The organism is Singulisphaera photorubra (assembly GCF_045290345.1).
Lineage (GTDB): Bacteria > Planctomycetota > Planctomycetia > Isosphaerales > Isosphaeraceae > Singulisphaera.
Genome location: NZ_CP155447.1, coordinates 9,650,397 through 9,674,826, shown reverse-complemented (window position 1 = coordinate 9,674,826; position 24,430 = coordinate 9,650,397). Strand labels below are relative to the sequence as shown.

The following is a 24,430-nucleotide window of genomic DNA, read 5'->3' as shown; positions in this document are numbered from 1 at the left end:
CTGGCTGCTCGACCTCTCCACGCGAGCTTCACGAGGCCGCGCGAAGGAGAGGGCGCTCGAAGCCAACACGGATCTTGGTGAATAAAAGCGAGCGACGAAATCCGTTCAGTGAACATACACGATGTGGAATCTCGATTATCGTGTAGACTCGCTCGCAAACCGTCAGCATCTTCGTGGAGAAAAGAAAGGCCGCGACCACGATGGCGAGGAAGTTGGGGACGAGGCAGGCGGGGTCCAAAAAGTCTGCGAGTGCGCCCACGCGTCCACCGGATGGTGTCGTTCCGGCCCACTGGGATTTTATTGAACTTGGGCGGGAGGTCGCTGAACTGGCTCGCCTCGAAGGAATCGGATCGAAGGCGGCCGCCAGGAAGGCGCATGAGCGGTTCAATTGTGGGGAGGGTAAGGCAAGGGCGGCCCATTGTTTCTTCGCCCGATTCGGCCTCGCCGATCTCATCCGGCTAGGCCGGATCAAGACCCGTGAGGGGAAGCCTCTCACCGTCACGCACCTCCATCGACTCGCGATGGTCGGGGACAAGAGCCAGCGAAAGACCATCATCACGGGTTTGGCCCGGGAAGGGTGGACCATCGGGGAATTCGAGGAGCGCATCAAGCAAGTCAAAGGAGTAAGAGAGTCACCGGGAGGTCGCCCACGCCGGAAGGCGCGGAGTTTGGCGGAGGCGCTGGACAAGACCTTCACCCAGACCGAGGAGTGGCTGAAGTCCTATCGCTTCCTCTGGACCGATGATCCGCCGCCTGACGGGGATGAAGAGAAATCGATTCTTGTCGAGAAGCTCGAGCGAGCGAAGGCCCGTGTACGCGAGCTCTCGAGGTCTACTGCCATGCTCGAAAAGCAACTTATAAGCATCGAGACCCGGTTGGGAAAGAGCCGACGAAAGCCGTAGGCGGGATCTCAGGTCGATCTTAATGAGGAGTAAGCCGAACTAAGCCACTGTTCAGGCCGTCGAGGGTTCAGAGGCCCCGGTTCCGAAGTAGCGGGTGGAGAGCGGCGAGGTTTTGCCTTTAGCGACGGCTACGAGACATCGAGAAAACGCTGGGGCGGGTATCACGGAGAAAACAGGGAATCTGTACCCGAACTGGCATAGCCTGGCGTTGGCAAACCCATCGGCCTCTCCTGCATGCCGGCAGGGTCCAAATGCCGTGAAAGACGTCGGAGAGATCATAGTAGGTGCGTGTCATGGTGGGTTACCGTCCGGAGCGGAAACATCGTTACATTTATCAAGGTAAACTCTATGAGGACATCGCCTGGAACGATCTCGCCGAGGTGATCGAGGCCTTCCACTGGAAGATTAACGAGTGGTACATCGTCCCCCCGGACGGTATCCTCAAGGCGGGTTTTGACCAGGCTTTCTCGCTCATGGCCTTGACCTGCATGCTCATTGACACCCTGAGCCAGTACTACCTCGGCAAAACCAGGTCCACACAGAAAACTTTCAAGGATTTCCTCAAGGAAACCATCCCGCCCTTTGATACGCAGCTACCCCAACCGATCGAGTACACCAATCCGCGAGGAAATCCGGCTCAGCTCGAGACCTACGCGGATGTGCTCTACGTTGGCTTCCGGTGCGGCATCCTCCACGAGTGCCATATACCTCTCTACGGGGGCCTGACTGGCCAGGATCAACTCCGCGGCAAGATGTTCGACGTCGATCCAGACATCTGCACGAAGTACGACGACGGGAGAGACTGCCCGACCGTGCGTATGGACCCAACCCTAATCTACCCCGCTGTGAAAACAGTGTTCGGCCAGTACATCAACGATCTCCTCACTACGGATCCAAATTTCGACTCCCGCCGCGAGCTATTCAAAACCAAATTCTCCGCGAGCTTCGGTGAGGATCTGACTAACTCCAAGCTCTGAGGACCGAACCGCAGTGCGTCGGTCTGATCGACGAATGGCACTAGCTTTAGAACCATTTCTTGCGATTCTGGGGCAGCTTGGCCTCGGCTCGTAGTTGGTTCAGGCGGGCACCTGGCTTCGGCCTGCGCTTCCTCGCCCGCGGCTCCCATCGCCCCGGGCGGTTGCCGACGCGGTGGTAGGCGATGACCGCCAGCATCGCGTCGATCAGCGCCGGCCGATCCGCTGGCCGCGCCGCCTCGATCTTCGGGGCGAACGCCGTCACCGCTTGCTTGGCCCCCTTGAAGCTCACCTGCCAAGGCTCGAGGCCGTTCTCACTGGCCGCGACAGCCATCACCGTGCGGAGCAGATTGTACGCCAGCAGGTGGGCCCAGATCTCCTTGTGCACCATCTCGGGCGTCTTGCACCGCAGGACGTCCATCTGCATCGTCGACTTGATTGAACGAATATCGATTTCTCCGTCCCACCTCCGCTCGTAGAGGTCGCCGAACTGCCCGCTATCGATCGACGCGTCGAGGATCGTGCTGATGACCTTGAACTGCTCGGAGCGGTTGTCCCTGTCGCGGGCATTCACGGCCACCTGGCGCATCAGCAGGCTCTTGGGGTAGCGGCGATACTGCTCCCCCGTCATCCCACGCGGCTTTTGGGGCCGCGGCCAGATGATGATGTCGCCATCGGGCCGGCTCTCCACGATCCGGCTCCTATGGTGGACCCCATTGTCTAGACCAAGAAACGGCGATCCTTAGCTACTCCCCCATCAGATCGTCGTGACCTTGATGTCACGGTAGACCGCTCCTGGAGTCTGATATCCCAGCGATTGGTGAAGCCGATCCTCGTTATAGAAGCCAAAGTAACGCTTCAGGCCTCGCTGCAACTCCGGCACCGACTCGTAGCCTTGGATGTAAATATTCTCGTATTTTACGGTCCTCCAGAGCCGCTCGACGAACACGTTGTCCAACGCCCTCCCTCGCCCATCCATGCTCACCGCCACCCCGTCCGACTCCAGCCTCCCGGTGAACGCCTCCGCCGTGAACTGCACCCCTTGATCCGTGTTGAACACCTCGGGCTTCCCCACCCTCAAGGCGTCTTCCAGCATCTCCAGACAGAACGAGCCGTCCAGCGTGTTCGACAGCCGCCAGCTGATCACGTACCGGCTGTACCAGTCGAGCACGGCCGCCAGGTACATGAACCCCTCTCTCAACATGATATATGTGATATCGGTACTCCATACGTGGTTCGACCGCTCGATCTTCACACCTCTCAGAAGATATGGGTCGACCTTGTGGCCCTTCCCGGCTGTGCTCAGCCTCGGCTTGGGATAGATCGCCTCCAGGCCCATCATCCGCATCAGACGCTGCACTCGCTTCCGATTGACCTTCTCACCTCGTTGATCCAGCCAGGCGGTCATCTTGCGACTCCCGTAGAACGGGCAGGCCGTGTATTGCTCGTCGATCAGCCGCATCAGACGCAGATTCTCGGGCGTCTCGCCGGTGGGCTCGTAGTAGAAGCTCGATCGGTTCAGGCCCAGCAACTCGCACTGACGGCGGACGCTCAACCCAGGATGATCGGCTTCAATCAAGGGTCTCCGGTCCTCAGCCGAAGGGGGTAACTTTTTTTTTCATCCACTCGAGCTCCATCTTGAGCCGGCCGATCTGCTCAAAGAGCTCGGCCTGACGGGACTCGGCGTCAGCCGAGGCCGCCCTGGCCGGGCTCCCGAAGACCTCCTCGGCACCGGTGAGGAGTTGCTTCTTCCAGCCGTGGATCAGCGTGGGATGGACGCCGTACTGTCCGGCCAACTCGTTGATCGTACGGTCCCCCTTCAAGGCCGCCAGGGCGACCTGGGCCTTGAACGCTGCCGTGTGGACTTTCCGCTTACCCGCCATGCGTTCCCCTCCTCCGGACCACCAGTGTAGCTTAACTGGTGGTCTGAATTTCGGGGTCGTGCGTCGTGAACGGCGAACTCGGCATCCCTTTCTCAGAGAGGAGGACACTCGGGCAATCGTGTCCTGGGTCATCCGGCTTACCCGTAACCGATGAGGCCAAGGGGAACAGAGCCTGCCGGAGAAGCGGGGGGCGGACCGCCAGCGGGACGCACGCCCCGCGAGACCCGCGCGGCATGGTCAAGGCTATACTGCTTGAAGTCCAATCCCGGTCGGAGTCAGATTTCTCCCGTCACAATGCTGGTTAATGTGACGGCACTCGACGCGAGGGGCCTGGGCCCCGCCTCTCAACGTCCCGCAACGAGGGACGCCGTGGCCGCGAGTGCGACATCGGACAACGAGTCCGAGTGTAGGGATGAGTGGACGACCTGCACCGCGCTACTACGTGCCGGGTTCGTGCAGCACGAGATTGACCCTCGGGGGGCGACCCCCAGGGCAACGGAGTCTCCGTAGTAGTCGGAGGCCGGGAAAGCCGGCCACAGGGCGAAGGGAGACAGGTCACTTCGACGTCCAAGACTGAGGAGGTACGCGAGATGCGTGACGCCGAGACGGTCCTGGGCATCATCCAAGATCGTGGCAAACTAACGATCGAAGAAGCAAGTGACTGGAAAGCCGGATGACATCGAAAGAGTCACGTCCGGTTTGGCGGGGGGCCGAAGGGAAAGGGATCGTAAGATTACCTCACCGGCGGCCTACCCGACCACTATACTCGACTAACACGATACACGATCTGCTTCCCGATCGACCTGACCGGACCAACGGGTCGAAAAGCCAAGGGAGGGAACCGTGCGAAGAGCCAGCATGACGCCTTCGAAGAACATCGTTCTCGGTGGGTAGCCGAAGCTAAAGCAGCAGGCGTATCAATCCAGGTACGACTCGAGACTTCCTCGACCATTCTCGATAGCCTCCACACCTTCGATCCAGACGGAGGTCTCCTCCGATTCTGGTTCGATGAGACGATCCTCGGCGAGAATTGGTTCGCAGCCCATCTCAAGTCGGCGATCCGAAGTGCAGGTCCGCGATACACTCCGGAGCTGAGCGTCGACAACTCGCTTTCTCGCTCATTCGAGGCCTTCGGGCTCACCGATGAGTGGTACGCCTCACTTGATGACGATCTCGGCCAGCTCGGCAAATTCCTCCAGTCCTGGCGAAAGGATGTCGCCAGGACTTCGGATTCGGGCTGGAGTGGTGCGCCGTTTCCCGAGGAACTCAGGCGTTCGGGTGCGGAGGCCGGGGACGCTCTTGAAGACGTGTTCTCGACATTCCGGCGTACTGCGGGACTCAGGCAGGTCGAGATCGATCCGGCCATTCTCGCCAAGCAGACCGAACAAGCCTTGTCTAAATTTCGTGGCCTCAGAAGCGAACTGTCAAGCGAGCTCGACGCCAGGTTCGGTGAAGGAAGCGCCGACTCGGCATCGTTCCGCCAGTTCCAGGCGGAGTACCAGTGCTGTTTCCCTGCAACGAACGTGGATAGCGCCGACAGGATTATCGAATTTCTGGATCGATTCACTGGCCTGGTCTGCTCGCCCATAGCGTACCTCTCGCATGCCCGGATCCTCACTCTGACGGGATTCGCGGGGGTCGGGAAGACCCATTCGAGCTGTGACGCGGCGGTCGAGCGCCACAGCAGAGGGCTTCGAACAGTGATGCTCCACGGCGCCCGATTCAATGGTGCCTCGGAGCCATGGGACCAGATTCGCCAATTGCTCGGCTTCGACGCTGCGCTCAGCCGCGACTCGTTGCTCGCCGCACTCGACGCCGCAGGCGAGGCTTCAGGAAAGCCTCTCCTCCTCTGCATCGACGGCGTAAATGAGACGAAACCCCGTGATTTCTGGAGACACCACCTTCTCGCCATGACCGCGGAGATCGAGCGGTTTTCATGGGTGAAGCTTTGCGTGACCTGCCGGTCAACGTACGAGGCGCAGGTGCTGCCGGACGCTATGCCAGGAGTGCGCATTGTTCATGGCGGTTTCGAGGGAGTCGAGTTCGATGCCTGTTGGGCGTTTTTCGAACACTATGCGCTCGAACCGCCGGTCGTTCCTATCCTCCAGCCAGAGTTCGCCAACCCTCTCTTCCTCCAACTCGTCTGCAAGGCAATGGTGGCGGCCGGGATGAAGCGGCTTCCGATCGGATGGCATGGTGTGAGTGGGGCACTCAACGCCCTCATCAGTCAGAAGAACAAGGCGTTCGCCGATGAGTTCTCGAGCCTTCCCAACTATCGCTACCCCGAGCGCGGGCTCATGGCATTCGTCGATGAATTGGAAAAGCAACGCTGTAGCTCGCTATCTCTATCAGCTGCCGATGCGGTCATCGACTCCGTGATGAACCAGCAACACCTTCGGGGCATTCTCACGGAGTGGCTTGTCCGCGAGGGGCTTCTCATCATCGACGCATCCCTCGATGCGAAAGATCCGGGGACTGAGGACTTGGTGCGAATTGCCTTCGAAAGGATGGGCGATTGTCTTCTCGCCGCGAAATACCTCGAGGGCTATGAAGGTGATACGATCAGATTTGCCTTCGCCCCGGTCGGTGGGCTCTCGTTCGTGGTCGAGAGTCTTCCAGCAGTCGAGGCCCACGCAGGACTCCTCGAAGCGTTTGCCGTCCTGATCCCCGAGAGATTCGGCGTCGAATTAGTCAATTGCTGCGCTGCGGTCGACGACATCCTGCGCCGACTCCTCCAGATTACGATCACCACCCTTCCCTGGCGCGACCCATCCAGGATCAGCGACGCCACTCGCCGAATCATCGAGGAGTCCCTCGGCCTTCCGGGATTTTCTCACACGGCATTCGACGCGGCTTTGTCCATATCTGCCCTCCCTTCGTCTGCAGACGCTTTCTGGCTTCACGATGTCCTCGCCCGTCCCGCAATGAGCACTCGAGACGAGTTCTGGTGCGGCTATCTCCACAAGCGGTTCGATGAGAAACGCGGCCCCGTCGAGAAGCTCATCAGGACCGCCTTCCAGGTGGATCCGAATCGAATCCCGCCGGAGATCGCCGAACGTTGGGCCATGGTGCTGGTCTGGTTCTGTGCCGCTGCCGATCGCAGAGTTCGAGATCATGCGACGATGGCGCTCGTCACGATCACTGAACCGGTTCCCGTGATCTGGGCCGATTTGATCCGGCGCCTCGCGGACGTCGACGACGAGTATGTGGTGGAGCGCGGGCTAGCGGCCGCCTACGGCGCGTTGCTCCGGAGCAGAAACCGATCTGCAGAAGCCTCGGTCGCTGAAGCAACCTATCGTCTCGTTTTCGAGGATCACTCGCGGTTCCAGAACGCCGCAATCCGCGACTATGCGCGATCGATCCTGGAACTTGCCGAACTCGATCAGGTTCTTTCGTCCCAGATCGAGAAGTCGTCTTACATGCCACCTTACCAGAGCGAATGGCCCCTGATCGTCCCCGATGAAGCAGCTATCGCTGAATACAAGGACTCCCACGAGTCGCTTCCCGGTCTCTATCAAAGTTGCCTCGGCGACGATTTCAACCGCTATACGCTCTTGCGGCTCAGCGAATACGAGCACGCCATGGACACGGCTTCCATGGGTCACTGGATCTTCAATGAAGTCCTGGAGATGGGCTATGGCGGTGAGAAGCTTGCGAATTACGACGGCTATATGATTTATCGTCACGGCGGCGGACGCGGTAGGCCTGCCTGGGCCGAGCGAATCGGAAAGAAATACCAGTGGATCGCCTTGTCGAGGCTCGCGGTCTGTCTTTCGGACCACGTGAAGCCGCGTCGTGATCGGTGGGACCCAAAGCCGCTCCGCATGCCCCTTGTCTATTCGAGCGGACGGGATATCGACCCGAGCCTGCTCGTTCGTGGCAATCCCGAGAGGCGAGAATCCGCGTGGTGGCTGCCTGACGGTTACAGCTTTTCAGCCATGGAGCAGCTTTCCGACGCAGAATGGACCGGCAGACACGACGATTTGCCGTCGTCGGAGGCGATCCTTAGTGAGAAGGTCGATTCAGGCGGTAGCAGATGGATCATCCTCGAAGCCTGCCCGAAATGGCGTGACAAGGACGCCAACGAAGATTCTCGCTGCTATCGGTTGGTTTGGATGAATATCCAGAGCTATCTTGTTCCGGCGCGGAAGGCAGAGACCTGCTGGAAATGGCTTAGTGCTCAGAACTTCATGGGCCGTTGGATGCCGGATGGTCGCGACTACCACGACGGATTCCTGGGTGAGTATCCGTGGGCGACACCCTTCAACCTGTACAAGGAGAGTTTCGAGACTCGGTTTGGCGAGAAGCGGCTCCCTTGCAAAGTTGTCCCAACCCGCAACTCTCTCGTGGTCCAGGGCGACTCTTTTCAAGAAGGTCTGACGGTCTCCCTTCCCGCACGACCGTTCTTTGAGGACAAGAACCTCGAGTGGGATGGCAAAGGAGGATACCGCACGCAAGATGGCCGCCTCCGGTTCCTCGATCCCTGTATCTCGGAGGCAGGCCCCACGGCTCTGCTCGTTGATCCTGATCACCTTCGTGACTTTCTAGCGGCGAAAAAGCTGGTCATCATCTGGACGGTCTTGGGCGAAAAGCTCAAGGTTGGGGAAAATGAAGCCCCCCGGCTCGTATTCAACCGCGTACACATGCTTGACCAATCTAGACTTCGGTCTTCGGAGCCCGTGATTAGCGACAGATAGCCTCCACCCTTGGGCGACGGGTACGCGAGACATTCGGAATGATGAGGATCGGTATCGGACCGGAGAGCTTCTTCTCGATCATACCGATGGCACTTCAGCCTGAGTCCCATTGGACCCAACGCCCAGCGGGATCGGACTCAACTCTCTGGCTGCAGCGAGTCGAAGTGCTCGCTGAAGCTTCAGGCAATGGTCAACGAGCGGATGGATTCGACCGCCTCAATGGTCCTGGGGTGTTCCGCCCTGGTGGAATTATCGGAGGACAGAAACGCCTGCCCCCCGTCTCGACTCAGCCTACTCGAGACTGGTCCGGACCAGGTCGACTCTCCCGTCGTCGAAAAGGTGGCTGCCCCGGTTCTGGGCCATCAGGTCGGTCAGTTCGTCGGGCTTCGCAAGTCTACCGTGGGAGAGAGGTGCTCACGGAGTTTGCATTTGGTAGGACCCACGAATGAACGGTCAGGGCTTTCACTCCGAGGCCTCAGATCGAGAGGTAGCGGGCCGTCCTTTCGATCGCGATGCCCCATCGCCTAAATATTTAGCAATAACCTGTCACTATAAATTGATGGACCAAGCCGTCGGACCGGTGCGTCAATCGCAACGGGTCCCTCGTCGGCGAGGACCGGAAGTTAGCTGCCGTTCTTCCATGATCCCCTCCTTACCCTGAATCTACTCTCGAAGGGAGAATCGTTCATGAGTCACATCGTCACCATCGCCACGAAGGTCCAGGATCCCGTCGCCTTCCTCGCCGCCTGCCAGCGGCTGAAGTTGCCTGAACCCGTCCATGGCACCGCCACTCTCTTCAGCGGCGAGGTCACGGGGTTAATCGTCAAGCTGCCTGACTGGGTCTACCCGGTCGTCGTTGACACGGCCACTGGCCAGGTCGCCTACGATAATTTTGAGGGTTCGTGGGGCGACCCGAAGCAGCTCGACCATTTCCTGCAAATCTACGCCGTCGAGAAGGCGAAGCTGGAAGCGAGAAAGAAGGGCTACTCGGTCAGCGAACAGTCGTTGAACGATGGCAGCATCAAGCTCCAGATCATCGAGGCTCGCTGACGCACCGGACGGTAATTCCAACTCTCGCGATTCTAGTCCTGCCACTCTCAATCCCACTCGCCCAATATTTTCGTCCAGGAGAGATCCCCCATGTCTCGGATCATCGAGGTCACGGTCTCGCCACGCGGCGTGACGACCGTTCAGACCAAGGGCTACACCGGCGGTGACTGTCTCCAGGCCACCAAGTTCCTGGAGCAGGCCCTCGGCGTCACTGCCACCGATCACAAAACCGCCGAGTTCTACCAGAGCCAGCAGGTGGAGCAGACTCTCCCTCAGGCGCAGTAGGCGAAGCGAGTGTCACTCCTCTCAATCTCCCCGCCATCCGCTCGCTCTCATTCTCAAAGAGTTAAATGAGGTCTTGATAGTCGAGCACCGTTGTTGCTCCTGAGTGCCTGACCACAGGTCGAGTCCCGAATCGAATTCGACAGGTTGGATCCAGTCTGATCGCCCGCACGTAGATCACCTCTCGATCCTCAAATTTACTCACCTTTCACAGGAGAGTCTCATGACGCTCAGCGAGCGTTTGCAGGAGCTGGTGCGCGCCGCGTTCAGCGGCATCTATATCCAGTCGTTTGAGCACGACGACGCGATCCTGGAGATCGCCCGCCTCTGTCGCGGCGAAGGCTGGAACCTCGCCACCTGGGACATCGACCGCGGCCTGGCCCTGGTCGGCCAGAACGAGATCAGCACGGCTGTCCCGGCGACCGATCCCCTAGCGGCGATTCGCGCTGTCGGCACCCTGGCCACAGCCGATGGCACGGCGCTGCTCGTGCTCAGGAACTTTCATCGGTTCCTGAACTCGGTCGAGGTCGTCCAGGCCCTAGACTCGCAGATCAATGCCGGCAAGCAGAACCGGACGTTCGTCGTCATCCTCGCCCCGGTCGTCCAGATCCCGATCGAGCTGGAGCGGCAACTCGTCGTCGTGGAGCACGAACTGCCCGACCGCGACCAGCTGCTCCGGATCGCCCGGGGGATTGCCACCGAGCCGGGTGAGCTGCCCGAGGGTGAGCCACTGGAACGGACTCTCACCGCCGCCGCAGGCATGACCCGCATGGAGGCGGAGAATGCGCTCAGCCTGGCCCTGGTCCGACACGGCCGGGTCGTCCCCGACGTGATCTGGGACATGAAGGTGCAAGGTCTCAAGAAGTCCGGCCTCCTGGAAATGCACGGGGGGACCGAGACGTTCCACGGCCTGGGGGGCCTGGAGCACATGAAGTCGTTCTGCCTGCGGGCGCTGAGTAGTCGATCGCGAAAGGCCGAGCCCCGGGGCATCCTCATACTGGGGGTTCCCGGAACGGGCAAGTCGGAATTCGCCAAGCGACTGGGCAACGAGGTGGGATTCCCCACGATCCTCGTCGACCTCGGGCACCTGAAAGGAAGCCTGGTCGGCGAGAGCGAGCGACGGACGCGTCAGGCGCTGCGGCAGCTCTCGGCCACGGCGCGGAACATCGCCTTCTTCGATGAGATCGAGAAGATGGCCTCGGGGGTCCAGTCCAGCGGCCAGTCCGACGGCGGCGTCTCCGCTGGCCAGTTCGGAAGTCTGCTCGGCCATATGTCAGATCATCCGGGCGAGTCCTTCTTCATCTTCACGGCGAACGATATCTCGAAGCTTCCTCCCGAGTTCACGCGTGCGGAGAGGCTCGACGGGATATTCTTCGTCGACTTGCCCGGTCCCAGAGAGAAGAAAGCGATCTGGGATATTTACATCCAAACCTTCGAGCTCGACCCCACCCAGCGAATGCCCCGTGATGATTCCTGGACTGGCGCGGAGATCAAGGCATGCTGCCGGCTGGCGTCTCTGCTCGACGTCCCGCTGATCGAGGCGGCGACGAACATCGTCCCGGTCGCCGTCACGGCGGGCGAGTCGATCGAGCGATTGCGGCAGTGGGCGTCGGGCCGCTGCCTCTGCGCCGATCGTCCGGGCCTGTTCACCCGCGGCGGCGACGTCGCGGGCAAGACGGGCCGCAAAGTCAACCGCAGCGATCCCTCGGTCAACTGATCCGGATCGCAAGCACCTGATCACTAAAAAAAGGGCCGGTGGGGGAGAGCATTCTCCCTCATCGGCCCCTTCGTATTTCTCCCCGTTCATTCACTCACTGGAGACATTGATGATGAGTACCGCGAGCTTGCTCGACAGGGCCGAAACCCAATCCGTGACCACGGCCACCACCCGGCTCCGGACCACGATGGCGGCCGTCCGCGTCTCGTTCACCTGGTTCGGCGTCCAGAAGTCGCTGACACCGCAGCAGAAGGCGCAGGCCGCCGAGAGCTTCGATGCCGAGGGGCAGTTCCTCTCGGCGACCAAGAAGCTGATCGACACCAAGCATCCCGCGTTCCGCGCCGTCACCGCGATCCGGGGCAAGATCGACCAGTTCTGGAAGGGGCAAAGCCTGCCGTTCCCCGAACCGGGCGTGCGGCTGATTAAGCAGGACCAGCTCGAGCCGTTCGCCCGTCAGATCGATGATCTCCGGGTCGAGCTGACCGACGCCGTCGGCGAGCTCGACCGCCACTTCGACGAGCTCAAGCGGGCGGCCCGACAGCGACTCGGCTCGCTCTACAACAATGACGATTACCCCGCAACCTTGGAGGGCCTGTTCGAGGTCGCCTGCGACTTCCCGAGCGTCGAGCCTCCCGGCTATCTGGTGGCGCTCTCTCCCCAGCTCTATGAGCAGGAGCAGGCCCGGGTCTCGTCCCGGTTCGAGGAGGCGGTCAGGCTGGCCGAGGAGGCGTTCCTGGGCGAGTTCGGCCGGCTCGTGGCCCATCTTAGCGAACGGCTTAGCGGCAGCAACGATGACGGCACGACCAAGGTTTTTCGCGACTCGGCGATCAGCAATCTGACCGAGTTTTTTCAGCGATTCCAGCAGCTCAACGTCCGCTCCAATGCGCAGCTCGACGCGCTGGTGGCCGAGGCCCAGCAGATCGTGCGTGGGGTCGGCCCGCAACAGCTCCGGGACAGTGGCTCGCTCCGCCAGCGGGTCACGTCGGATCTGAACCGGGTGCAGTCGGCACTCGACGACCTGCTCGTGGACCGGCCGCGGCGGCGGATCGTGCGGAGCAATCTACCGCGGGAGGCAACGTGATGCAGCTCGTCATCACGACGACTGGTGAAGTTCGCTGTCTCTACTCCGAGCTCATCGACCTGATGTCTCTGGGCCCCCCGACCATCACCCGTGCCAGTTACGTCGAACCCGGACCGGACGGCCGCTGGCATACCGACCTCCGACCCCTGCTCGGACCGGTGCTCGGTCCGTTCGAGCGGCGGAGCGAGGCCCTGAATGCGGAACAGGTCTGGATCGAGGCCTACTTGCTCGGCTCCGGTTCCTGAACCCGCCGTCGGGCTTTTACCTCGCTCGTCCACATCGCCGTGATCCGTCGTCACTCGTCTGCCCACCCTCAACCCAGACCCCGCGCGTTGCAACCCGCGGGGCCCGAGGGCCTGCGCGGACGCAACTCGCCTTCCCCCGGAAGGAACGTTCCGTGACCCAGTTTCAACTTGATAGCGCCGTGGCCGATGCCACCGGCGAGTCCCTCGATCTGGTGCAGGATCTCGGCTTCAGCCTCGTGGCGCACGATTGCGACGGCCTCGAACCCGAAGACGTCGTCCTGGCGGTCGTCTGCCCGTCGTGTCGCCGCGCCGTCTCGTATCCCGGTCCGACTCGCGACGGCGCGCTCCCGCTTGCGGAATGCGTGCCCTGCGACCTCTACTTCGCGATCACGTTCGCCGAGATCTTCTCGACGACACAAGCCAGCGACTGACTGAATGACACGGCCGTCCGCCCGTCCGCAAAAAAATCAAGTCAACACGGTCACGCGTTCCGACGTGCGGACCAAACACCGTGGGCGGGCGCGACGCTCGTCCGTCTCTCCTGGACGTCGCGCAGGACCGTGAGTTTTCACCGCCAGCACCGTTCCAACAAACTGCCTTGCGCTAACTCATTCCGGTGAGGCGAGAACAGGAGTGTCCTTAGGCTGCTTGAGAATCAAGTCGATGACCCAGCACCCGCGGGAGTGAGGCCCGAGCCATCGGAGACAATGAGCTAGGACGGCGTCATCGGCGCAACCGGCCTCCTCCAGGGCCTCGACCAGGCCTGGCATCCGGTCGAAGGCACGTTCGGCATAGATCGCCCGGGCCAGGGCGAGGACTGTCGGAGTCCGCCAGCCAGGGTCGGCCGTCACGGCCCGGAAGGGGTTACCGCAGAGGTCCCGGAGTAATCGGCACTGGACCGTCTTCTCACCCGCCTCGGCGGAGTCGTAGTCGCCTTGTCCCACGGGGTGTGTGAGGTCACCGTACGCGGCGGCACGCAAGGTCGAGCAGGCAGCCGCGGCGTACGCCGCGGCATCGACCGCCCGCGTTGTCGCGGCCTGGGCGAGGGCCGGGTTCGTCGTCCAGTCGGGGACGGCGCCCAGCTCGGTCTGATCGGCTCGCCCGTCCGCGTACCCTTCAATCACGACGAGCGCGTCGCGGTCCCGGTCGCCGTCGAACAAGTCCTGGATGCGGCCGCAGCACGCCGCGGCGAAGAGCCGTAGCTTGCGGGCATCAACCCGCCCCTCCAAGAACGCCACCAGCGCCTGCGGGTCGGCGCAGGTGAACCAGTCGAGCTCAGTCATGGTTCGCTCCGCGCGGTCGGACGCGCGCCGTGCCGGATCTGCGTTTCCGGCCGGCGCCGGCCGTGTCATCGTCGCACACGCTCACCCACCGTGCCACGGATTGTCAGCCCAGGCATCCGTTCTCGACCTCCGGTCCGCGGCTGGCGTGGTCGTTCGTACCTGGCCCAGCGGACCGTGTCCAGTCGGATCCGGGCCGTCGTGATGCAGGAGGGATCCTCCGCCACTCGCTCCTATTTTCGCGATCGGGGGGCTCGGAACCAATGCCCTGTTGTTCGGGCCACTGAGTCTGCGTTCCTTGCGGAACGCTCGGAATCGACCACTTCAACCTTGTCAGACCTTATCCGAAAGGGATTGCGCTCATGATCACGATCACTCGCCATCAGGGCCGCCGCCTGCGCGGAGTCTTCCGCCGCCACGTCCTGGGGATCACCCATCGTGGTTCGATTCCGCCCCTGGTACTTCACGCCGAGGGGACGCAACTGCGAGCGCAATATCGCTACACCGCGCTCGCTATCGAGTCGACTCTGTCCCTGGCATCCGCCTCGGAGGAGACGCTCGTGCTGCCCCTGGACGCTCTGGCCGAGTTCGAGGGCCGCGACGACTCGTCCGTGGTTCTCGAGGCGCTTGCCTTCGACCGGATCGTCGTCCGCTGGTCTGACCATGGCGTCCCTCAGACACGTGAATACGACGTCCCGGCACTCGACTCCCTCAAGCCTTTCCCCGATTCGCCTTCCGCCTGGACCACCCTTCCGTCCGGATTGATCTCGACACTGGTCGAGGCATCCGAGACGGCGTCCGAGGACTCAACTAGGTATGCGTTGAATTGCCTTCAATTGCGGGGCGGCACTGGCGAGGTGGCCGCCACCGACGGACAGCAGTTGCTGATCCAAGGCGGTTTTACTTTCCCCTGGAGCGACGACCTCCTGGTTCGCCGTTCGTTGGTCTTCGCCAACCGAGCGTTGCCCCGCGATCAGCCCGTCCAGATCGGCCGGACCGCCTCTCACGTCGTTCTCAGGGACGGCCCCTGGTCGCTCTTCCAGGAAATCCAGACCGGGGTGCGTTTCCCGGCCCTTGGTCACATCATCCCCGACCCTGCGGCCACGGCCACTCGCCTGAGTCTCGATCTCGAGGATGCACGATTCCTGAGCGAGGCACTGACGCGGCTGCCGGGATCCGAAGCCCTGAGCGCGCCCACGACGCTGGAGCTCAACGGGAAGGTGGCCATCCGAGCCCGAGAAACAGACCGCGCGCAGCCGACGGAACTGGTCCTGTCCCGTTCCAAATACACCGGCACCCCGGTTCGGCTCAACACGAACCGGGAGTTCTTGAACCGGGCGATTCGCCTCGGTTTCTCCGCGATCGAGATCGTCGACGTCGAGTCTCCCGTCGTCTGTCGCGACCGGGACCTGGTTTATTGCTGGCAACCGCTGTCGAAGGAATCGGCGATCGAGCCGACCGACGATGTCACCCGGATCACCTCCACTCCTACCATCACCCCGACGTCACTCCCTGAGGACGTCACACCCGGAACGAGGCCCATCGTGAGTCAGTCCAGCGAAACCCCAAGGAACGACGATCAGAGCCACGAGAAAATCAGAGTAACTCCCGCGCCGGGGAGTCAGGACACCCTCGGACTGCCTGCCTTGATCCAGGAGGCCGAATCCTTGCATCAGACGCTGGCAGACGCCCGAACACGGGCCGGTCGTCTGGTCGTGGCCCTGCGTCGCTATCGCCGCCGTGAACGCCTCGTGAGCACGACTCTTGCGTCGCTCAGAGCGCTCAATCTCAAGGAAGTCGCCGGGTAGGCGTTCAATCGATTTCCCGTCTCCTGAACCATCCCGAATAACACACCAAAGAAGGAGATCCTCATGCCGCTGCGACTCAACGTCGGGGTCTCGAAGAAGCTCGGACTGCCCGAATACTCGAGCATCGGTGCGAGTTGCAACCTGGAGCTCGAACTCGAGTCGGGCCTTCTTCAAAATGACCTCGACGGCTTGCACGCTCAGATCCGCGGGGCGTACGTCGCGGCCAACCAGGCGGTCAACGATGAGTTGAATCGTCTCCAGGCCTTGCCCGTTCGGCCCAGCCTGACCGCCGAGGTGACGACCAGCGGGAACGGCCACAGCAACGGAACTGTGGTTCACACCAATGGTACGCCGACGCGAAGAAACGGCGTACACGCTCGCGCTTCCAAGCCCGCGACGACGGGTCAGGTCAAGGCGATCTATGCCATCGCGCGGGCACAGCGTGCTGACCTGGAGGGCCTGCTCCGCGACGAATACGCCGTCGATCGGCCCGAAGACCTGTCGCTGGCCGACGCGAGCAAGATGATCGACCAGCTCAAGGTCGCCGGCGCGATCTGAAGCTGCTCGTCGACACAGTTATCGCAAACTGCGGCGTGATCGCCACGTAAGAAGTGCGCCTCTGACTCTGATTGCCAACACCTTGATCCCTGGAGGATTTCATGGGAAATGCTCGCACCAAGCTGAACGTCGCGTATTTCAACGGCTGCCTCTTCGTTGCGGCCATCTTCGGACTGATCGCTCAGAGCTGGGTCATGTTCCTCGCAACTCTGGCGGTCACGATCCTCTGTGGCATTTATGGCGGCGACATCCGGCCGATGGCCGGGAGACGCTGATCGGCGCCATCCCGCCCGTGCTTCGCTCCCTTTCGGGTCGGGGCACGGTCGGGATCGCGACGCACGTCTCAATCGCAACGACTCCACCGGGAGCCCACTCTTTTCTTTAGCTATTGGCGGGTTCTGCCACTGGCGAATTTGCCCAGAGTCCTGACCGCCATCGGCCGCGGTTCGAGCACGACCCATCGTCGCTTCGACCATGGCGGAGAGGTTACGAAAACGGGGGAGGCGGACGCGCCGAGGGATCAGGCCGATTTTCGGCCGACGACAGGCATGAGGGAGTCGGCAATCCTTGCCGTTGACAGGCTGGCGAAGGCGTACCACCGGATGATGGCCGGGAGTGGCATCGATAACATGCGTGTAGCCGGCCTGAACCGTGAACTGCACGGGATATCGATCACTCGACCAAGCAGGGTGCATATCGACCACGACGGCCTGTTCACCCGAGCGAATGTTTGGCAAAACTGCCAAACCTTGATTCTCCACGGGCCGGCAAAAAGTCCCAAATGGCACCGCCCCGTGGTAGAATAATCCGAGAAATTCAGTGGGTGCACTCTCTGATTTCGGACTTTTTGCCGGTCCGTCGATTCTCGACTTTTGCCCTTTTTCCGGACTCAGAATTGCCTTGTTTTCCAGGGCCCCCTCGATGGGTAGCCCGAGTTTTTGCAATCGGCCTGTTGCGGATCGAGCGGGGCGGGCAACATATGGATCGGCTCGATCCGCCAATGACCTCACCCCAGAGCCACGGCGTGGGCCTTCTGCACAGCGTCATGGCTTTCAGAGAGGTCATGAGCACATCGTGTCCCTCGGGGGACTCGGGAGAGATCTCCCGAACTCCCCCGGAAGCAGGGTGGGGATCATGACTTCTCCTCGAACTCGATGTCGATGGCCTCGTCGGCATGACTATCCCCCGACGCTCCATTCGCCTCGGAGGAAGGCCCGTTCGAGCCGGAGCGTGCCCCCGTCGTCGCGGAAGCCGCGTAGAGGTGTTCTGACATCGCCTTGCTCGCCCGCTCGAGGTCGTCCAGCGCCTGCTGCATCGCGACCGCGTCCTCACCGGCCTTGGCTTGATTGACCCGCTCGATGGCCCCGCGGACGGCGGCTACGTCGGATTCCGACAACTTGCCCTTGTGCTCCTCGAGCAGCTTCTCCAGTTGGTAGACGCGCTGTTCGGCGGAGTTGCGGGCCTCGGCCAGCTCGCGGCGATGCTTGTCGGCGGCGGCGTTCTGCTCGGCGTCGCGCTGCATCCGGTCGATCTCGTCCTTGTTCAAGCCGCCAGACGACTCGACCTTGATCGTCTGCTCCTTGCCGGTCCCCTTGTCCTTGGCCGTGACGTTGAGGATTCCGTTGGCGTCGATGTTGAAGGCGACCTCCATCTGGGGCGTCCCCATCCGGGCCGGGGGGATCCCTTCGAGGTTGAACTCGCTGAGTAGCCGGTTGTCGGCCGCCATCGGCCGCTCCCCCTGGTAGACCTTGATCGTCACCGCGGTCTGGTTGTCCTCGGCGGTGGTGAAGGTCTCTTTCTTCTCGGTCGGGATCGTGGTGTTCCGCTCGACGAGTTTGGTGAAGACGCCGCCCTTGGTCTCCACGCCCAGGGAGAGCGGGGTGACGTCGAGCAGGAGCAGGTCCTTGACTTCGCCGGTCAAGACCGCGCCTTGGATCGCCGCGCCGACGGCGACGACCTCGTCGGGGTTGACGCCCTTGTGGGGCTCCTTGCCGAAGATCTCCTTGACGATCTGCTGGACGCGCGGCATCCGGGTCGCGCCGCCGACGAGGATGATCTCGTGGATCTGGGAGGCACTCAGCTTCGCGTCCTCGAGCGCCTTCATGACCGGCGGCTTGATGCGATCGAAGAGCTTGTCGGTCAGCTTCTCGAACTGGCTGCGCGTGATAGTCATCGTCAGGTGCTTGGGACTGTGCTGGTCGGCCGTGATGAACGGCAGGTTGATGTCGGCCTGGGCCTGGAACGAGAGGTCCTTCTTGGCCGCCTCCTTCAGGCGCTGAAGGGCCATCTGGTCCTTGCGGAGGTCGACCCCCTGCTCGCGCTTGAACTTATCGGCGATGTGGTTGATCAGCGACTCGTCCCAATCATCGCCGCCGAGGTGGGTGTCGCCGTTGGTCGAGAGGACCTCGAAGACGCCGTCACCGACGTCGAGGATCGAGATGTCGAACGTGCCGCCGCCGAGGTCGAAGACGGCGATCTTCTCGTTCTTCTTCTTGTCGAGTCCGTAGACTAGGGCGGCGGCGGTCGGCTCGTTGATGATCCGGGCGACCTCGAGTCCGGCGATCTGGCCCGCGTCCTTGGTGGCCTGGCGCTGGCTGTCGTTGAAGTACGCCAGGACGGTAATCACCGCCTTGCGGACCTTGTGGCCGAGGTGGTTCTCGGCCGCTTCCTTGAGCTTGCGGAGGATGTAGGCGGAGATCTCGGGCGGGGTGTACTCCTTGGCGCTGACGCGAATTTTGACGAAGTCGTCGGGTCCGCCGACGATCTCGTAAGGGATCATCTTCTCTTCGGTGGCGACCTCCTTGTGGCGTCGGCCCATGAACCGCTTGATCGAGTAGATCGTCCCCTTGGGGTTGGTGATGGCCTGGCGGCGGGCCGGCTCGCCGACGAGTACCTCGCCCTTGCACGTGTATGCGACGACCGAGGGGGTCAGCCGGCCCCCCTCCTGGTTGGGGATGACGGTCGGCTCTCCCCCTTCCATCACCGCAACCACGCTGTTGGTTGTCCCCAGGTCGATGCCGATGAGCTTTTCGCCTTCTGCCACGGTGAACCTCCTCTTGAGTCTGCAAGGAGCTGGAACCTCGGTACGGGCGACGATCGGCGTGCTCGATTCCAAGTCATGGCACCACGACCGTGGGATGAACCTTGTCTGGGCACCCGAGCCTGCTCGTCACTCACAGGCCCTGGGGCATCGCGCTGAAGACCTCGCGAAGTTCGTCGAATGGCTCCCTCCGTGACGACTCGACGACGATTGACGTGACGGATTCAACCGTGTGCCGGGTTGCCGCGCAGGCGGCCCGGCTCTTCAACGGGCTCGACCCTGGGCGGGTTCACCATGCTGTCAATTCCATGCTTCAGCCAGCTTCGCAGCCGGAAGCCCAGGGCGATGCCCAAGCCGCCGAAGGCGATCGAGTAGGCCCCGATCAACCAGATGACCGCCAAGGCGCCGGCCCCTGGCCTAATCACCAGCGCCACCCCGAAGAGGACGGACAGGAGGCCGCTCAAGCCCAGCAGCCATTCGCCCTGGATCTCTCGGCGGAGCCGGATCGCCGCGACGATCTGCAAGACGCCCGTGAAGATGGCCCAGGCCGCGATCAGGAAGAGCAGCACCAGTGCCGTGATCCCCGGCCAGGCGAAGGTCGCGATCCCCACGGCGATGCCGACCAACCCTTCGATCGTCAACACCCACCAGGGCTCAGTCCGTGGTCGGCCGACGAGGGCTGAGACGAGGGCGAAAACACCGTCGACAAGCGCATAGACGCCGTAGAGAAGGACCAGGGCCGCCAGGGTAATTCCCGGCCAGGCGAAGCACATGATCCCGAAGAGCACCGCCAGGATGCCCCGCAGGACCACGACCTACCAGTTACGTGCCAAAATGAGAACCATTCTCTTCGTTTTCACTAGTTAGCAAGATTTTTCGATTAAATTAACATGTTCAATCGATTGCGTGAATGACGGGCTCGCCGACAACCGACCGCGGTCGGAGGGCACAACTCGGTCCGGTTGGACTCGAAACGACGCCGGGGGCCCGCAGATCCTCCGCGGTAGCGCAGCAGGGGGTGGGACACCCGGCTCCGGAAGCGGCGATCAGAGATGACGTCTGAACCAACTATTGACCCGATCCCACCAGTGTGTCACCTGCTGGGTATGGCGCGTCCGATCGGCGGCGGTGGTGGACTGGGACTTCGATTCCTGGCGAAGTTGGGCCTCGAGCTGCTCGACCTCGCGGAGCATCTTGTCCACGTCCTGCCGATTGTCGGTCGCGAGCACTTCACGGTAAATTCGCAGTCGTTGTCGGGCGGTTTCGAGGTTGACCAGGGCTTGCGCGACGTTGTTCTCCTCCAGCGCACGCCGCGCGTACCAGATGGCGTCGCGGGCGGACACCAGCTCCTTGTCCTCCTTGGTGAAGCGGAGATCGATCCCGCGGACCAGGGCTTCCGCCAGCGCCTTGGAGGCATCCGCCGGCTTGTTCTTCTCGAGGGCCTTCGCGGCCCGCGCCAACTGCGCGTCGATCACCTCGAGATCGGCGATCGCCTCGGTGACGATCCGCTCCGACTCGATCACCTGAACCCCGGCGATTTCCATCGCGTTGCGCCGGGCCGCCAGGATCGGCGCCAAGGTCCGCGCGTGCCAGATCCCCTCGTATAGTGGAACCCGAGTATCCTGAACCGTGATCTCATCCTCGAAGATCGGCTTGCCATCGGACGCGAGGGTTTTCGTGCGGACGATCGTCCTGGGTTGCATCTTGCGGATCGCCTGGACCGCCTCGCGGCCCTTGGACACCTCCTTTTGGGCCTCCTTGAGCTCGTCGGCCGCCAGTGAGACAGTCGCTTTATCGATATGTGCGAAGGCGTCGGCCGTCAGCAAGGAGATCTGCCGCTGATCGTCGTAGCCCGGGGCGGATTCCACGTTCTCGCTCACTACCTCGGTGCGGTACCCCCCCTCGGAGCCAAAGGTGCGGACAATGCGGCGGGAGGTTTTCTCGTCCTTGGCGGACGATGACGATGCGGAGTTGATGCTCTCCTGCGTGGAGGAACTCTCCTGCTTGTTGGAGGAGGCCGAGGTGGACTTCTCCTGCTTGGCGGAGGATGAGGAAGGCTTTTGCTGGCCCCATGTCGGCGCCGCGACCACCATGAGCGACAACAGGCCCGCGGCCAGGGATCGCCAGGTCATCCACAAAGGATAATCTCTCATGATCTTGCCTCCTGAACTCTCGATTGGTTTGGCAGTCTGGGTGGCACAAAGGTTTTGGGAGACGCATGTCGGGATTCGGGATGGGAGAGCTCCCGGAGTTTTCGAGCTCGGGGAGTGTGAGGTGGACCGGTCGCGTGATGCGTCGGACTTGACTCGGGTTGCGCCTGATTCCATCGAAGGACATTACCACGCTAACAGTTCGACGCGGTGATGAGGTACTCGACTGTATGGATACCAGGCGCAAACCAGGCCTCTCGAGCTGCCTCCTCTTTCTCGGCCCAGGAGCGGACCGTCCCGCGGAGGATCACCTTGCCGCCTTCCACCTTGACCGTGATTCGTCGAGCGTCCATCTCGGCACTGCGCTTGAGGGCTTCCTTGATCTTGGACTTGATTTCGGTAGGAGAGACCAGTGGCTTGACCGTGATCAGGTTGCTGACGCCGATCACGCCCGGCAAGGACTGAACGGCGTTCTCGGCGGCGACTCGCTGGTAGTTCCGCTCCACCTCCCCTTCAAGCCTGACCCAGCCGTCGCTGTCTGTGACCTTGATCTTGTCGGCCGGCACGGTGAGATTCGACTTCAAGGCCTGAACGACCGCGGGGGCGATGTCCACAACGGTGCGCTTACTGCTGCCGGACAGTTTCACGTCGAGCTCATTGGCAACGGCCCGGACATCGTGGACCCGATTGGCCGTTCTCTCGGCTGCGTACTTCTCGGCGTAGGACGAAACATGGCCGGTGCAGGTGATGACGCCATCCTTGACCGTGACTCCGATGTGGGCTGCATTCACGCTTGGATCCCACTTCAGTTCCTCCAGGACATCACGCTGCAACTCGATCTCCGAGATGATGGCGGTGCTCATGTGTGGTCTTCGGGAGCCGCAGTCTGGCGCTCCTTCGGGCGCCAGGACGACTGGCTCCCTGCAACCGTCCCGAGCGACCGGTTGGCTCTCACCTTTGCAAGCGGAATGCCTGATCGCAATCGGTCGGAAGATGGGGCCGGATTTCGCTACGAAACACCGGATTCTTCAATGACTTGAGGGTTATTACGATCACGCGAGCCGCATCGGAGCGCTCGACAAAGTCCCGCGCCGATCGGGACAAACTGTCACCGTGATCGGATCGAGGCGACATTTTTGCCCTCGAACGACTCCAAGCGTGTCCCGCAACGACCGGTGTCATGATCGGTATCGCCGCCCTTGCGGAATGCAATTTGCCTTTCCATCGAAACAACTAGATTCATGAACTTGTCCTGTCTCACATCACCTCGTGGGATCCGAAGGACGCATTCGCCGGACGCTCCGGAGCATCCTACCGGGCCTAGGCTCGTGAAAGGAGATCGGCAACCGATGAAGGACTCTCCCACACCGGTCGACGAGCCGAGCACAATGACCGGCCGCCGACGAGACGAGGAGCCTCGTCCCGTTCCGCATACTCAGGTCCACACCCTCGTGAGGCGCACGTTGGAGAACCTCCAGGACCTGGTAGCCACTCTCCTGGCGGCGCTGCTCCTCGTCTTGTCGCTCCAGGCTCTCTGGCGAATCACGCACATGGCCGTCTTCGAAGGGGCGTCCACGGCCCAGTTGATGTCGGAGATCGTCCTCGTACTGATCCTCACGGAGCTCTACCGCCTGATGATCTATTACCTTCGCGAGCACCGGATCTCGGTCGCCTTGACGGTAGAGGTCGCGCTGGTCAGCACCCTGCGGGAAGTGATGCTCGAGGGCGCTCACGAATTCGAATGGCTCAGGCTGCTCGCCCTCTGTCTGCTCCTGGTGGTTCTGGGCGGACTGCTGGCGATGGAACGCTGGATGGGGTGCTGGCGCAACGAGGCTTCCGAGACCGATGCTCGCTGATCGGTCGGCAGGCTCTCGTGTCAGGACCATCCAGAACGAGCTCGATGCCGTCGGTGGGGTCTCGGTGGATCCGAGAAAACCGCAGCACCGCCGGCGAGTGGCCTCAACAGAGTCGCGACGGGCTGGATCGACAGGTTTTTATCGTTCATGAAAATATTGCAACTTATTAGAAGTGAATCATGATCCGCAATGGAAAGCATCCGGGATATGCAGAACCACTTCCAACAGGCACCGCACCAAGCCAGCGGTTCAACCCTGCTCCCGACATTCCTGCCCGCCCTTCGCTCGGACATCGACGAGTACAGGACCCGGGAATCCTTTCCTCGCTCTCGCCAGGGGATCACGATGTAGAAGCTGGTGAATGAGGCGATCCGGCACTGAGAGGCGATCCGGGAAGCATCATTCTGGCGGAATTCAGCCCCGGCCACCCAGGGTTCAATTGTCCTCGAAATGGGCTTCCCGGATCGTCGCTGACTGATCCAGGCCGGGGGCTATCGGCGGTGGACCGTAGAACTCCCGGAGTTCAGCACTCGCACCCGGCTGCGGAAGTTCCGAGAGTAGCAGGATGGAAGATCCATTGCGGACGCCTCCTGCGAGGGATGCCCTCCATCTTATGCGACCATCCCCCTGCGGCAGACCAAGAGCTTTCCGAGTCGGGTCGAGTGGAGTGGAGTTCACCGCGTCCGGGACCCAGGATGCGACAAACTGTCATCCAGCCCTGGGCGTGGGCCATTCTGTCTCAAAGCCCGCACCGTTCTGCATCCGAGGGGACGATCCTTCTCGGCCGGGTCGCTAAGTCGCAAATTCAGACACGCGCAGGGCTTGATGAGCACCCTGGGATCGAATGACCGCGAGCACGCTTTCGAGCACGACACTTGAATTCCAGAGGATCAAACGACGGGCCGGT

At 61.9% G+C, this 24,430-nt stretch carries 21 protein-coding genes; 14 read left to right on the top strand and 7 right to left on the bottom strand.

Translation table 11 applies throughout. The features are described 5' to 3' along the window. Positions 1-200: 200 nt before the first annotated feature. Positions 201-902 carry a hypothetical protein gene (locus V5E97_RS36035; protein WP_406696369.1) on the top strand — a complete coding sequence of 234 codons (702 nt, stop codon included), beginning with the start codon at positions 201-203 and terminating at the stop codon, positions 900-902. 293 nt (positions 903-1,195) lie between these two features. Beyond that, entirely contained in the window at positions 1,196-1,879 is a 684-nt protein-coding gene (locus tag V5E97_RS36030; RefSeq protein ID WP_406696368.1) for a hypothetical protein, read from the top strand. Between the two features lie 46 nt (positions 1,880-1,925). Here the strand turns inward: V5E97_RS36030 and V5E97_RS36025 are convergent, their stop codons facing one another. Beyond that, entirely contained in the window at positions 1,926-2,567 is a 642-nt protein-coding gene (locus tag V5E97_RS36025; RefSeq protein WP_406696367.1) for a transposase, read from the bottom strand. A 66-nt stretch (positions 2,568-2,633) separates the two neighbouring features. Next, positions 2,634-3,759 (bottom strand): IS3 family transposase gene (locus V5E97_RS36020; protein ID WP_406696366.1). Its coding sequence is split into 2 segments (ribosomal slippage): positions 2,634-3,482 and positions 3,484-3,759, totalling 1,125 coding nucleotides; the frame shifts between segments, so codons are not numbered across the junction. Between the two features lie 1,307 nt (positions 3,760-5,066). Here V5E97_RS36020 and V5E97_RS36015 point away from each other — a divergent pair. The 7 genes from V5E97_RS36015 (at position 5,067) to V5E97_RS35985 (ending at position 13,262) form a co-directional block, all read left to right on the top strand. Beyond that, positions 5,067-8,456 (top strand): hypothetical protein, encoded by a 3,390-nt coding sequence (locus V5E97_RS36015; RefSeq protein WP_406696365.1) that lies wholly within the window; start codon positions 5,067-5,069, stop codon positions 8,454-8,456. Between the two features lie 687 nt (positions 8,457-9,143). Next, positions 9,144-9,506 carry a DUF1257 domain-containing protein gene (locus tag V5E97_RS36010; protein ID WP_406696364.1) on the top strand — a complete coding sequence of 121 codons (363 nt, stop codon included), beginning with the start codon at positions 9,144-9,146 and terminating at the stop codon, positions 9,504-9,506. A gap of 90 nt (positions 9,507-9,596) precedes the next feature. Beyond that, on the top strand, positions 9,597-9,791 hold the full coding sequence (locus V5E97_RS36005) for a DUF2997 domain-containing protein (protein WP_406696363.1): 195 nt from the start codon (positions 9,597-9,599) through the stop codon (positions 9,789-9,791). Positions 9,792-10,011: 220 nt separating this feature from the next. Beyond that, on the top strand, positions 10,012-11,505 hold the full coding sequence (locus tag V5E97_RS36000; protein WP_406696362.1) for an AAA family ATPase: 1,494 nt from the start codon (positions 10,012-10,014) through the stop codon (positions 11,503-11,505). A gap of 112 nt (positions 11,506-11,617) precedes the next feature. Then, positions 11,618-12,586 (top strand): hypothetical protein, encoded by a 969-nt coding sequence (locus tag V5E97_RS35995; RefSeq protein ID WP_406701272.1) that lies wholly within the window; start codon positions 11,618-11,620, stop codon positions 12,584-12,586. Further along, a complete protein-coding gene (locus V5E97_RS35990) occupies positions 12,586-12,831 on the top strand; it encodes a hypothetical protein (RefSeq protein WP_406696361.1) in 246 nt (81 codons plus the stop codon). The genes V5E97_RS35995 and V5E97_RS35990 overlap by 1 nt, the downstream gene beginning before the upstream one ends. Positions 12,832-12,983: 152 nt before the next feature. Beyond that, the gene (locus tag V5E97_RS35985) at positions 12,984-13,262 is read left to right on the top strand and encodes a hypothetical protein (RefSeq protein WP_406696360.1); all 279 of its coding nucleotides are present in this window, start codon (positions 12,984-12,986) and stop codon (positions 13,260-13,262) included. Positions 13,263-13,439: 177 nt separating this feature from the next. Here the strand turns inward: V5E97_RS35985 and V5E97_RS35980 are convergent, their stop codons facing one another. Further along, positions 13,440-14,114 (bottom strand): hypothetical protein, encoded by a 675-nt coding sequence (locus V5E97_RS35980; protein ID WP_406696359.1) that lies wholly within the window; start codon positions 14,112-14,114, stop codon positions 13,440-13,442. A gap of 359 nt (positions 14,115-14,473) precedes the next feature. Between V5E97_RS35980 and V5E97_RS35975 the strand changes: the two genes are divergently transcribed. From V5E97_RS35975 to V5E97_RS35965, 3 genes are all read left to right on the top strand, one after another. After that, complete coding sequence (locus V5E97_RS35975; RefSeq protein WP_406696358.1) at positions 14,474-15,919, top strand: hypothetical protein; 1,446 nt, start codon at positions 14,474-14,476, stop codon at positions 15,917-15,919. 63 nt (positions 15,920-15,982) lie between these two features. Then, on the top strand, positions 15,983-16,477 hold the full coding sequence (locus V5E97_RS35970; RefSeq protein WP_406696357.1) for a hypothetical protein: 495 nt from the start codon (positions 15,983-15,985) through the stop codon (positions 16,475-16,477). A 101-nt stretch (positions 16,478-16,578) separates the two neighbouring features. Continuing rightward, on the top strand, positions 16,579-16,752 hold the full coding sequence (locus tag V5E97_RS35965) for a hypothetical protein (RefSeq protein ID WP_406696356.1): 174 nt from the start codon (positions 16,579-16,581) through the stop codon (positions 16,750-16,752). A gap of 857 nt (positions 16,753-17,609) precedes the next feature. Here the strand turns inward: V5E97_RS35965 and dnaK are convergent. After that, positions 17,610-19,520 (bottom strand): molecular chaperone DnaK, encoded by a 1,911-nt coding sequence (dnaK, locus tag V5E97_RS35960; protein ID WP_406696355.1) that lies wholly within the window; start codon positions 19,518-19,520, stop codon positions 17,610-17,612. Positions 19,521-19,533: 13 nt separating this feature from the next. Between dnaK and V5E97_RS35955 the strand changes: the two genes are divergently transcribed. Then, positions 19,534-19,713, top strand: a complete 180-nt coding sequence (locus V5E97_RS35955; protein ID WP_406696354.1) for a hypothetical protein — start codon at positions 19,534-19,536, stop codon at positions 19,711-19,713. Positions 19,714-19,741: 28 nt separating this feature from the next. Here the strand turns inward: V5E97_RS35955 and V5E97_RS35950 are convergent, their stop codons facing one another. From V5E97_RS35950 to V5E97_RS35940, 3 genes are all read right to left on the bottom strand, one after another. Then, a complete protein-coding gene (locus tag V5E97_RS35950; protein WP_406696353.1) occupies positions 19,742-20,329 on the bottom strand; it encodes an HdeD family acid-resistance protein in 588 nt (195 codons plus the stop codon). Between the two features lie 234 nt (positions 20,330-20,563). After that, on the bottom strand, positions 20,564-21,670 hold the full coding sequence (locus V5E97_RS35945; protein WP_406696352.1) for a YfdX family protein: 1,107 nt from the start codon (positions 21,668-21,670) through the stop codon (positions 20,564-20,566). Between the two features lie 191 nt (positions 21,671-21,861). Continuing rightward, positions 21,862-22,530, bottom strand: coding sequence for a BON domain-containing protein (locus V5E97_RS35940; protein WP_406696351.1), 669 nt, complete (start codon positions 22,528-22,530; stop codon positions 21,862-21,864). A 486-nt stretch (positions 22,531-23,016) separates the two neighbouring features. Here V5E97_RS35940 and V5E97_RS35935 point away from each other — a divergent pair, with 486 nt between their 5' ends. Beyond that, positions 23,017-23,523 (top strand): phosphate-starvation-inducible PsiE family protein, encoded by a 507-nt coding sequence (locus V5E97_RS35935; RefSeq protein WP_406696350.1) that lies wholly within the window; start codon positions 23,017-23,019, stop codon positions 23,521-23,523. Positions 23,524-24,430: the final 907 nt, after the last annotated feature.